Below are 12,614 nucleotides of genomic sequence, written 5' to 3' on the forward strand. Positions count from 1 at the left end.
ATCAGTTATCCACAATTTGCTTACTTTCCCCGGTAATAAATTGTGCATAAGGTAGTGTTTCTACCCACTTACAGAAAACTCTCCACTCCGGTAAACGGTGGTCTTTTCTTTGTTTGTATATTGTTTTTAATTGACGATAGTTTGTTGTCATTCGAGCTGTTAAACGGAAGCCACATGGATTTGAATACAAGATTTCTAGGTATTTCTGCTTCAAATCATTTCTTTCTTCTTCACGAACATCCACTTTATTCTTTTGAAATTCTTGTAAGTCATTATAAGCTTTGACCTTTTCCTTCATGATTTCAATCATGCGTGGATCCACATAAGACATATAACTCTTTCCCAAATCAAACTTAGTAATCCGATGCATGGTCGATTGAGAGCTGATAAAATCCAGAAAATGATAACGCTCTGCTTCTACCCATGCTTTATTACTAAAAGTCAAATCAAATTGAACAATAATTCCATTTAAGAAATTATCATGTCCCGAACCGGCGATTGCTTTCGCCAAGGCAAAGGTACGGGGTACCACTTCCTCAGTTACCTTTGAAAGATCCGTTGCCATTGGGTATTTAGAACCACGCACAGCACTTTTAAAGCCATACACCTCCACACGATTAATCACATCCTGAATTTCCATTGTCATTCTCCTTCTACTTATTTTTCAAATACATCGACAATACTGCAATATCAGCCGGATTCACTCCTGAAATACGAGAAGCTTTCCCCAAGGTTTCCGGCTTAAAGTCTTTTAGCTTTTGCCTGCCTTCAATAGAAAGGTTTAACACATCATCATAGTTAATATCCTCCGGTAAAGGACGATTATCCATTGCTTTTAACTTTTCCGCTTCTCTTCTAGCCTTTGCAATATAGCCTTCATACTTAATATCAATATCCATCTTTTCGGCAATTTCCTTATCAATTTCTTTATTTTGAAGATGAAATAAATCTTGTGTTTGAATCCTTGGTCTTTTAACTAAATCTTCACCATTCATCGAAAAACTCAAATCTTCATAACCTTGAGTGGATAAATATTCCTTCACTCGTGCATCATTCATAGAAAATAAAGCTTTCTTCAATTCTTCTTTCTTTAGGTCTAAAAGAGATTGTTTCTTAAGGAAAGATTCATAACGTTCATTTGGGATTAAACCAATTTGATGACCAATCCCCATCAATCTTTCTTCTGCATTATCGTGTCTTAACAAAAGACGGTATTCCGCTCTGGACGTCAATAAACGATACGGTTCTTTCGTCCCTTTTGTCGTTAAATCATCCACTAAAACACCAATGTATGCTTGATCACGACTAAAGACAATTGGTTCCTTTTCATCTAATTTACGCACAGCATTGATACCGGCTAACAAGCCTTGTCCCGCCGCTTCTTCATAACCGCTGGTGCCATTGATTTGACCGGCCGTGAATAGGTTTTTTATGACTTTGGATTCAAACGAGGATTTCATTTGAATTGGATCTAAAGCATCGTATTCAATCGCATAAGCGTATTTCACAATTTTACAGTTTTCAAGTCCCGGTAAAGTATGCACCATTTGAAATTGAATATCTCTTGGCAAGGAACTGGAAAAACCTTGAATATAGGTGGTTGGTAAAGAAAGAGATTCCGGCTCTAAAAACAGTAAATGTCGCTCTTTGTCTTTAAAACGAACTAATTTATCTTCAATGGAAGGACAATATCTCGGTCCTACTCCTTCTACCACACCAGAATACATACTGGACTTATTTAGGTTATTCAGAATAATCTCATGAGTTTCTGGTACAGTATGCGTCATATAACAAGATATTTGTTCTTGAAAAGGACGAACATCTCTTTCTTTGGTTAAGGTAGAGAAATGGTAGAAACCTTCGGTTCCTGTTTCCAGCTTTGTTTTCGTAAAGTCAATGGTGCCGGTCAATACTCTCGGTGGTGTTCCCGTCTTTAAGCGAAAGGTACGAATCCCCGCTTGGCGAAGTGATTCCGATAGGTTATTAGTGGTTGGTTCTAAATCAGGACCACCCACTTTTACCTCATCCGAAATGATATTTTTACCAGCCATATAAGTACCGGTGGTCATAATGACAATCTGACTGGAAAGAATAGAACCATCTTTTAGTTCCACACCCTTCACTTCTTGGTTTTTAACCATTAAACGCTCAACGAAACCTTCAACGACAGTTAGGTTTTTCTGTTTTAAACAAAGCTCTTTCATCATAGTGGAATACGCTAATTTATCCGATTGCACACGTAAAGCACGAACACCCGGTCCCTTCGCTGAATTCAGCATTTTAAACTGTAAGGCTGTTCGATCTGCTGTGTAGCCCATTTGTCCGCCTAAGGCATCGATTTCTCTCGTTACAATTCCTTTAGCTGGACCACCAATCGACGGATTACAAGGCATTTTTCCAATGTTGTCTTTGTTAATGGTGATGAGTGCTGTCTTTTTTCCTAAACGGGTCACAGCTAAACTTGCTTCAATTCCGGCATGACCTGCCCCAATTACGATAATGTCATAATCGACCATTTAATAAACCTTCTTTACTAATTCTTTTACTTCTTCATCTTTACCGAAAATCTCAAATTGAATTTCTAATTCTGGATATTCTTGACGAAGCTCGGTTAAAATACATACCCAACGACCAATGAAAATTTGGATATTCTTTTGGCGTGATTTACTTATTTTTGGGATTGGTACTTTAATTGCTATTTTGTTTTCACTTTCAATTTGGTAACAAAAATCTTTTCTTAGCTTCCAATGTTCCTTTTTATACAAAAGAAGTTTCTGCTCATGTTGTAGATGTTCTGAAAAAACATTTGGATATAAGTGACTTAAAGATAAGAATCGTTGTTCAATCGCATCTATGGTAAACACTTCCTCGGTTTGTTTATCAATGGAGTTACTCCAAATATTAATCCCTTCTTCTTTTGCTATTTTCAACAAATCAGAAGTAGCGGAAGCCTGTTGGTGATCAATGTACGCAAAACTCTCTAAAGACTTGGATAAATTCAAACCAACTTCTTCCGGTTCAATTGGACGCGCAAAGAAAATCACATTCTTTAATACCAAACAATTCATTTTCGCAGGTATTTTATGACGTGCTACTTTATGGATAGCTTGTTCCAATGATTTAAAGGAATAGTAACCTGTCTTTTCTTCGTATTCTTGCCACATTTGGCGCAACGATAAACGCTTCATTTCACTGAAGTGACCATAACCAATGAGTTTCTTTTCGCTGGAGTAGTGCGTTTTTGCGTAGAAAAATAAGAGATCTCCTATATGAAAATCACTGAATTTTCTCTTGGTTGCAATGCGCCAAAAAAGGATTTCTTTATGTTGACTTAAACGATGGTATTCCACCATATCTTCATCGCAAACATACACAATCGAACTCATACTTCACCTCCTAAAACAAGCCGAAACTCTTACCCCTTTCATCAATACCCATGCGATTGGCAGCCGGTACTTTTGGTAAACCGGGCAGAACCATAATCGAACCGGTTAAAACAACTAAGAAACCGGCCCCTAAGGAAACACGAATATCCTGTACATGCAAATCAAAGTTTTCCGGAGCACCCATTAACTTTGGATTATCACTAAAGGACATCGGTGTTTTTGCCATACAAATCGCCAACTTATCCCAGCTATTTTCTTTCATTTTCTGTAAGGAAGCTTGGGCTTCCGGGGAATAGATAACAGATTTTGCTTTATAAATTTTTTTCGCTATTGTTTCTATTTTTTCTTCGATGCTTTGATTTAATTCATAGAGTGGTTTAAAGTTTGTTACTTGCTCACAAACGGATAACACTTCTTTGACAAGGTCTTGTGTCCCATTAGAGCCTTTTGCCCAGCCCTCTGATAATGCAAACGGGTAATTTTTTTCCTTTGCCCACTTCTTTAAGAAAGCTAATTCTGCATCCGTATCGGTCACAAAACGGTTGTTTGCGATTACAACCGGTACACCAAAGGTTTTTAAGTTTTCAATGTGTCTTTCTAAATTCACAAGTCCTTTTTCTAAAGCGTGTAAATCTTCGTTAGCTAATTGGTTTGCATCAGCACCACCATGAAGCTTTAAAGCCCGAATTGTTGCAACAATCACTGTGGCGGATGGTTTTAAATCAGCCATACGGCATTTAATATCAAAGAATTTTTCTGCGCCTAAATCAGCCCCAAAACCAGCTTCCGTAATTACATAATCACTTAATTTCAAGGCTGACTTCGTTGCTATAATGGAGTTACACCCATGGGCAATATTCGCAAAAGGCCCACCGTGCACAAACGCCGGTGTACCTTCTAAAGTTTGCACAAGATTTGGCATAAGAGCTTCTTTTAACAATAAAGTCGCCGCTCCATCAGCCTGAATTTGTTTGACAGTGACCGGCTTTTTCTCGTACGTATAAGCAAGAACACATTCACCAATTCGTTTTTGCAAGTCTGATAGCGAAGTAGCTAAACATAAGATAGCCATCATTTCACTAGCAACTGTAATGACGAAATGATCTTGTCTTTCAATACCATTTACTTTCTTATTTTGGGCAATCGTTATATCTCTTAAAGTGCGATCATTCATATCCAAACAACGCTTCCAAACAACCGTTTCAGGGTCAATGTTTAATGGATTATCTTGATAAATAGAGTTATCCAGCATCGCAGCAATTAGATTGTTCGCAGCAGTAATAGCGTGCATATCCCCCGTAAAATGCAGATTAATGGATTCCATTGGGACAACTTGTGAATAACCACCCCCTGTTGCACCCCCTTTTAAACCGAAAACAGGTCCCATAGATGGTTCTCTTAAACAAACCATAGCTTGTTTACCTTTAGCATTTAATCCATCAGCTAACCCAATGGTAACAGTCGATTTTCCTTCTCCGGCTTTCGTCGGACTAATCCCTGTCACAAGAATTAAATGACTCTTCTTTCCCTTTAAATTATTTAAATAATTTAAATTCACTTTAGCTTTGTCTTTCCCATATAAATATAATTCTGCTTCCGGGATTTGTAGCTTCTGGGCAATTTTTTGGATGGGTAAAACTTTCGTTTCTTGAGCAATTTCTAAATCCGTTTTCATTCTTTTACCTTTCTACGCTCGGCTAAAGCGTGGCTTAAAGTGATTTCATCCGCATAATCCAACATTGCACCCGATGGCAACCCGTGGGCAATTCTTGTCACTAATAAATGCGGATATTCTTTATCCAATACTTTTGTTAGATAAAGAGAAGTGGTTTCACCGTCTAAAGTGGCACTCATCGCTAGGATAATTTCACTCGCCTCTTTCGCTCTTACTAGTAACTCTTTAATTCTTAAATCTTCCGGTAAAATTCCTTTTGAAGCTGAAATCAATCCATTTAACACATGATAAACACCTTCATATTCACCCATGTTTTCAATCGCAATAATATCTTTTGGAGATTGAACCACCAAGATTTTTGTATGGTCTCTTTGCTTAGAAGAGCAGATAGAACAACGCTCCTGTTCTGCCATATTTCCACAAATAGAACAAGCTTGTACCTTATTTTTCATATCCACAATTGATTTAGCGAACTTTACTGCATCTTCTTTTTCCATTTCATATAACGCAAACGCATAACGTTCTGCTGTTTTTTCGCCCACACCAGGTAATTGGCGTATTCTTTCAATCAAATGATTTAGGCTTTCCGGATATTTCATGTGGCATCCCCCTTACATAATTGTTACATTTTCTTTACCAAATAATTCATTTAATCGATTTTCAATTTGGTTTTCTTCATCATGGCTATTTTGGTATCGATGCACTTCATAAGCCTTTGGCAATTGGTTGTTCTTGCGTAATTCTTTGAAAAGTTCAATCGCTTCATCAAACTCTTGCTTTGTAAAAATATACGGCATTTTATCCAAAGATAACTTTGTCCTCATGAATTGGTACATCGCCTCATGGAAGCTACTTTCCATCATTCTTTCTTGAAGTTGGCTACCTTCACTAACAAATAGAACACAATTTTCTCCAGCCGCCATTAGTTGAACTTGATCCATGGCAGAAATAATTCGATTATCTTCCACCGTTCCTTTTAGTTTTGCTAGTCTAATGATTTCTGTATCATCCGCTTTTGCTTGTTTATTACATTGAATCAATAAACCTACAATCTCTTTTGTTGTTAGATGTAATTCTTTTGTTTCCATAGGAAGTTCCTCTCGAACTTCTTCTTTTAGAGTAACGATTGGTTCTTCGTTTACTTCTACCGGTTTTTCAACAATTTCGATTTCGTTTATGTTTGAAAGTTGACTTAATTGAATGCATAAAACCTCAAAGTATATAGATTGGTTTTTATTCTGTTTGAATTTTTCTTTAAAACCAATGAGAACATCCAAAACATTCATCCAATCTTGTTTTGTAAATAGTTGGCTTGTTTTAGAAACTTCTTCAAAAGTTAAAGCACCCAACACTTCTTTACTTCTTGTGTTCACATATAAAATGATTTCTTTGACTACTTCAATCCATTCATCTAAAAACTTTTCTAAATTTATACCTTGTTCTTGGTATTGCTTGCAGTGGTGCATGATATCTAAATAGTTTTTCGCTTGAATTAAATGCAATAGAGTAATCTTTTCTTCTACGGATGTTAGTCCATATATTTTTTGAATATCGCCGGCTTTAATAGTATTTGATGTATAAGCAGCACATTGATCCAACAGAGATAAAGCATCTCGCACACCACCATCCGCTAAACGGGCTAAATCTTTAGCGGCTGTTTCTTCTAACTGAATACCTTCTAACTTAGCCACATTTAATAAATGATTTTGTATCAATGTACTAGGTACACGACGGAAATCAAATCGTTGGCAACGGCTAATAATGGTTGCTAACATCTTTTGTGGATCAGTCGTCGCTAAAATGAAAATCACATTTTCTGGTGGTTCTTCTAATATTTTTAATAAGGCACTGGAAGCCGCAGAGGATAATTGATGAACCTCATCAATGATATACACCTTATAAAGACTTCTCATTGGTGCTAAATAGGATTTTTCGATTAAATCACGGATATGATCCACACTTGTTTCATTTGCGGCGTTAATTTCAATGATATCCGGATGAACTCCTTTATTCGCTAATTCACAACTTTTGCAGTGATTACAAGGCTTTTTTTTCTGTCCTTCACAATTAACCGCTTTTGCAAACAATCGTGCCATAGTGGTTTTACCCGTTCCTCTTGGTCCGCAAAATAAATAGGCATGTCCTATTTTGTCTTGATTGACCGTGTTTTGAATGGCTTGAACGGTGTATTCCTGACCAATAACTTCTTCAAAGTTCTTTGAACGATATTTTTGATATAGTGCTTGTTTTCCCATAAACTTCTCCAGTGAAATTATAACAAAAAAATCAGACTTATTCAGTCTGACTAAATCTCTTTTTTTGAAAATAAGAACTTAATAATTGAGCACATTCTTTTTCTAAAATACCTGCCCTTATCATTGGATAATGATTTAAGCCCTGAATCTCTTCTAAGTCAATCTTTGTTTTTAAAAAACCGGACTTAAAACTACTGGCTCCATAACAAACTTTTCTTAATCTGGAATTCAATATAGCACCAGTACACATTAAACACGGCTCTAAAGTCACATACAAATCACAATCATTCAAATTCCAACTATCTTTTACTTTAGAAGCCTCTAAAATAGCTTCTACTTCAGCATGATAAATAGCACTATCTTTACTTTCTTTACGATTATGACTTCGAGCAATGATTTTATCTTCACAGACAATGACACAACCAATAGGAACTTCATCTTCTAACTCTGCTTTTTTTGCTTCCTTAATAGCAAAAGCCATGTAGTATTCTTCTTTGTTTTTCATAATTAAAAAGTGGCACACGCAATTAGTAGCACTTATGGCTGCTGCCTTCCGACCCTGACCAAGTTCATGAACTAACTGCTGTACCACTAATAGTGTACTATTTCTAACAAATATTTTCAAGTAACTGTTTCACGTGAAACAGTTACTTCTTTGGATGAATTACTTTTTGACCACCCATATAAGCTTGTAAAGCCTGAGGAATTGTAATATCCCCATTTTCTTGATAATGATTTTCAAAGAAAGCAATTAGAGCACGAGGACTCGCGACTACTGTATTGTTCAAGGTATGAGCTAAATAATTACCCTCTTTTCCTTTAACACGAATGCTTAATCTTCTCGCTTGGGCATCACCTAAGTTTGAACAACTGCCTACTTCAAAATATTTCTTTTGACGAGGTGACCAAGCTTCTACATCACAAGACTTAACTTTTAAGTCGGCTAAATCTCCTGAGCAACACTCCAATGTACGCACAGGAACTTCTAAGCTACGGAAGAAATCAACAGAGTTTTTCCATAATTGATTATACCAATGCTTGCTATCATTTGGATGACAAATAACCACCATTTCTTGTTTTTCAAATTGATGCACACGATAAACACCACGTTCTTCAATACCATGAGCACCTACTTCTTTTCTAAAACATGGACTATAAGAAGTTAATGTTCTAGGCAAATCTTCTTCTTTGACCATTTGACCCATAAACTTACCAATCATAGAATGTTCAGAAGTACCGATGAGGTATAAATCTTCTCCTTCAATCTTATACATCATATTTTCCATTTCATCAAAACTCATGACTCCAGTTACGACATTGGAATGAATCATAAATGGTGGTACTACATAGGTAAAGCCACGACTAATCATAAAATCACGAGCATAAGAGATAATCGCTGAATGCAAGCGAGCTACATCCCCTTGTAAATAATAAAAACCATTACCCGATGTACGACCGGCACTTTCTTGATCAAAACCACCAAAACTTTGGAAAATATCAGCATGATAAGGAATTTCATAGTCCGGTACCGTCGGTTCACCATATTTTTCAATTTCTATATTTTCAGAATCATCTTTTCCAATTGGTACCGTCTCATCAATGATATTCGGGATAAGCATCATTCGCTTACGAATTTCCGTTTCCATTTCTTTTTCTTCAGCTTCTAAGTCAATAATTCTTTGGTCAATGTCTTTTACGGATTGTTTTGCGACTTCAGCTTTTTCTAATTCTTTATTACGCATAAAACCACCGATTTCTTTTGAAATACGGTTTCGGTCACCACGTAATTTATCACCTTCTGTTTTCGCTGCTCTAAATTTTTTATCTAGTTCATATACTTCATCAACCAATGGTAATTTTTGATCTTGAAATTTCTTTTTAATATTTTCTTTCACAATTTCTCGATGGTTACGAATCAATTCAATGTTAATCATATTTTTCCTCCACAAAAAAAGACACCAATATATAGGGGCGATTTCTCGCGGTGCCACCCTAATTCAATTGTTTCACGTGAAACAATTTATCTCTTCTCTACAATAACGGTGTAAACCGAGCTAATATTACTTAAAGCGGATTCAATAGTACTCCGGATTACCTTTCATCAACCGATAACTTTCTAAACAAGAGTATCTACTTACTATTCTTTAAACAGCTATCAAAATTAAACCACTTCAACCACTTTCTGTCAAATTAAAAAGGAGCCTAGGCTCCTAATTCAGTTTAAAGAATTTCAATGAATTTCTTTGTGTCAGTTTCTTTTTGTTTCTCGGTTGGTAGTTCAATATGAAGAACTCCACTATCATAACTTACTTTAATATCGGATTGATCAATTGCTGTACCAACATAGAAAGTACGACTTGTAGTTCCCGAGAAACGTTCTTGGCGAATTACTTTTCCATGATTGTCTATTTCTTCATTGTGACTAGAACGACTAGCTTCAACTGTTAAATTTCCATTAAATAGACTAACTTTAATATCTTCTTTCTTAACACCCGGAATTTCCATATCCAATAGATATTGACCATCTTTTTCATGAACATCTGTTTTCATTAAGTTGTAGCTATTGTTCATCGAAGATGCACCAAACATATCATCGAATAATTCTTCAAAACTGTTTCTTCTTGTAAGTGTGTTCATAATTACCTCCTAAGGATTATTTCCTTACACCATCATTGTATTCTATTTTTTAGCACTGTCAACTATTAAGTGCTAATTTTTTAAAAAATATTTTCTTATTAATTTAAAATTATCAGTAATTATCGAATAAATTTTCTTATCACAAACATATAAAAAGTGCTGATTATTCAGCACTTCCTTCCTCCATAATCTCTTCTTCCACTTCTTTATCCACAATCGCAACCGTTGAAACACGGTCTTGATTAACACGAATTAGGTGAACACCCATACTAGAGCGAGAAGATTCTGCAATCTGATTGAGTGAAATACGAATCACTATTCCACCTTCTGTCATAATCATCACATCTTGGTCATCACTAACAGCCTTCATGGAAATCAAATTACCTGTTTTTTCATTAATCTTCGCCGCCTTAACACCCTTTGATCCACGGTTTGTTAGGCGGAAAGAATCAATAGCAGATACTTTACCAATACCCTTTTCACTAACCGTTAAAACATTGAAGCCTTCTAAAGTAGTAGCAACACCGATAACAAAAGAACCATCTGTATTAAAACCCTTCATACCACGAGCAATACGACCTTGCGGATGAACCTTCTCTTCCAAGATACGGATAGCTTTACCATTAGCACCGGCAATCAAGACTTCCGCTTGACCGTTCGTTGCTTTCACAAAAGCAAGTTCATCGCCCTCATTAAGAATAATTGCTTTCTTACCATTCTTCATGATACTTTCAAATTCAGAAATAGCAGTTCTCTTGATAATACCCTTCTTTGTTACGAAGAATAAGAATTTAATTTGTTCATCATTCTTCTTAACCGGTACCATAGCTTTCACTTTTTCATCCTTATCCATATGCACAAGATTGATAATTGGAATACCTTTTGAAGTTCTCGAGAAGTTAGGAATATTAAATCCTCTTAAACGGAACACACGACCTTTGTCAGTAAATAGAAGTAAGAAATCGTGTGTCGACATATTGATAACTCGTTCAATACTGTCGTCTTTATTCAATTCCATTCCTTTGATTCCTTTACCACCACGATTTTGAACCGAATAAGTATTGGTCGTTAATCTCTTAACATAACCATTGCTTGATAAAGTCACCATAATATCTTCAACAGGAATTAAATCTTCATCTTCCATTTCCGCATCCGCATCAATGATTTCTGAACGTCTTGAAGAACCATATTTCGCTTTAATTTCTGTTAACTCATTCTTAACAATATCAATCACTCTTTCCTTATGAGCTAAGATATCTTCATAATCCGCAATCTTAAGTAATAAATCTTGATATTCTTTTTCAATCTTGTCACGTTCCAAACCGGTTAAGCGTCTAAATTGCATATCCAAGATAGCTTTAGCTTGTACTTCATCCAATGGGAATTTATCCATCAAATTTATTAAAGCTTCTTGTGCATCTTTCGATTGACGAATAGTATGAATTACTTCATCTAAATTATCTACAGCAATACGTAAGCCTTCTAAAATATGAGCACGATCTTTCGCTTTCTTTAATTCAAAAGCCGTACGACGGCGAATCACTTCTAATTGGAAATCAATATAACCACTTAGAAGTTCTTTCATACCAGCCAAACGAGGAGCACCATCAAATAAGACAACATTATTAACACCAAAATTCGATTGTAAGGCTGTCATACGGTAAAGCTGATTTAAAACAACTTCTGCTTGAATATCTTTCCGTAGTTCAATAACAACACGAATCCCCTTCATATTGGATTCATCACGTAAATCAGTAATGCCATCAATCATTTTTTCTCTTGTTAAAATACCAATTCTTTCCACAAGAGAGGCTTTGTTCACCATGTAAGGAATTTCATCCACAACAATACGCGTCTTTCCATTCGCCATTTCTTCAAAGTGAGTCTTAGCACGCATCACAATAGAGCCGCGACCTGTTTCAAAAGCCTTACGAATACCCGAACGACCTAAAATATAAGCACCGGTTGGAAAGTCAGGTCCTTTCATTACTTGCATTAATTCTGTAACCGAAATTTCTGGATTTTCCATGTAAGAAATGATTGCATCAATCGTTTCCACCAAGTTATGAGGTGCCACATTTGTAGCCATACCAACCGCAATACCGCTTGAACCATTGACTAATAGGTTTGGAAAACGAGCCGGTAAAACCGTTGGTTCCTTTTCTTCACCATCGTAGTTATCCACCATATCAACAGTATCTTTTTCTAAGTCACGAAGAATTTCAACGGAAATCTTAGACATACGCGCTTCGGTATAACGCATCGCAGCGGCACCATCACCATCCATAGAACCAAAATTACCATGTCCATCTACAAGTGTTTCACGCATATTCCAATTTTGTGCCATATAAACTAAAGCACCATAAATTGAACTATCGCCATGAGGATGGTATTTACCCATCGTATCCCCAACAATACGAGCACACTTACGATAAGGCTTATCCGGTCCATTGTTCATTTCATTCATCGCAAATAAAATACGACGTTGAACCGGTTTTAAACCATCACGAACATCCGGCAAAGCACGTGCCACAATAACAGACATTGAATATTCCAAGAAATCACGACGAATTTCCTTACTCAATTCTGTTTCAGTAATATGACCAGAGTCAAAATTACTTTCATCAAATTCCATAAAATCATCTAAAGCCATCTTGACCT

General features: G+C 36.2%; 10 protein-coding genes and 1 other RNA gene. All 11 read right to left on the reverse strand.

The genetic code is table 11. From position 1 onward, the window contains the following. Position 1: 1 nt before the first annotated feature. The 11 genes from K7I92_RS03630 to gyrA all read right to left on the reverse strand — a co-directional run bounded on the left by K7I92_RS03630 (position 2) and on the right by gyrA (position 12,606). Complete coding sequence (locus K7I92_RS03630; RefSeq protein ID WP_220282097.1) at positions 2–646, reverse strand: hypothetical protein; 645 nt, start codon at positions 644–646, stop codon at positions 2–4. A gap of 7 nt (positions 647–653) precedes the next feature. Continuing rightward, positions 654–2,516 (reverse strand): tRNA uridine-5-carboxymethylaminomethyl(34) synthesis enzyme MnmG, encoded by a 1,863-nt coding sequence (gene mnmG / locus K7I92_RS03635; protein WP_203245044.1) that lies wholly within the window; start codon positions 2,514–2,516, stop codon positions 654–656. Next, positions 2,517–3,386, reverse strand: a complete 870-nt coding sequence (locus K7I92_RS03640; RefSeq protein ID WP_203245043.1) for a hypothetical protein — start codon at positions 3,384–3,386, stop codon at positions 2,517–2,519. It abuts the gene before it with no gap. A gap of 10 nt (positions 3,387–3,396) precedes the next feature. Next, positions 3,397–5,061 carry a formate--tetrahydrofolate ligase gene (locus tag K7I92_RS03645; RefSeq protein WP_220282098.1) on the reverse strand — a complete coding sequence of 555 codons (1,665 nt, stop codon included), beginning with the start codon at positions 5,059–5,061 and terminating at the stop codon, positions 3,397–3,399. After that, positions 5,058–5,660 carry a recombination mediator RecR gene (gene recR, locus K7I92_RS03650; protein WP_220282099.1) on the reverse strand — a complete coding sequence of 201 codons (603 nt, stop codon included), beginning with the start codon at positions 5,658–5,660 and terminating at the stop codon, positions 5,058–5,060. Before recR ends, K7I92_RS03645 begins: the two co-directional genes overlap by 4 nt. Before the next feature lie 12 nt (positions 5,661–5,672). Further along, positions 5,673–7,316, reverse strand: a complete 1,644-nt coding sequence (dnaX, locus tag K7I92_RS03655) for a DNA polymerase III subunit gamma/tau (RefSeq protein WP_220282100.1) — start codon at positions 7,314–7,316, stop codon at positions 5,673–5,675. Between the two features lie 37 nt (positions 7,317–7,353). Further along, a complete protein-coding gene (locus K7I92_RS03660; protein ID WP_220282101.1) occupies positions 7,354–7,821 on the reverse strand; it encodes a nucleoside deaminase in 468 nt (155 codons plus the stop codon). Beyond that, positions 7,818–7,916, reverse strand: an RNA gene (ffs, locus tag K7I92_RS03665) — signal recognition particle sRNA small type. Before ffs ends, K7I92_RS03660 begins: the two co-directional genes overlap by 4 nt. Positions 7,917–7,963: 47 nt before the next feature. Then, positions 7,964–9,250: a serine--tRNA ligase gene (gene serS / locus K7I92_RS03670; RefSeq protein ID WP_220282102.1), complete on the reverse strand. Its 1,287-nt coding sequence runs from the start codon at positions 9,248–9,250 to the stop codon at positions 7,964–7,966. Between the two features lie 286 nt (positions 9,251–9,536). Next, positions 9,537–9,953: an Hsp20/alpha crystallin family protein gene (locus tag K7I92_RS03675; RefSeq protein WP_203245037.1), complete on the reverse strand. Its 417-nt coding sequence runs from the start codon at positions 9,951–9,953 to the stop codon at positions 9,537–9,539. Between the two features lie 163 nt (positions 9,954–10,116). Further along, positions 10,117–12,606, reverse strand: a complete 2,490-nt coding sequence (gene gyrA / locus K7I92_RS03680) for a DNA gyrase subunit A (RefSeq protein ID WP_304502893.1) — start codon at positions 12,604–12,606, stop codon at positions 10,117–10,119. Positions 12,607–12,614 lie beyond the last annotated feature (8 nt).

Source organism: Bulleidia sp. zg-1013 (assembly GCF_019798045.1).
GTDB lineage: Bacteria > Bacillota_I > Bacilli_A > Erysipelotrichales > Erysipelotrichaceae > Bulleidia.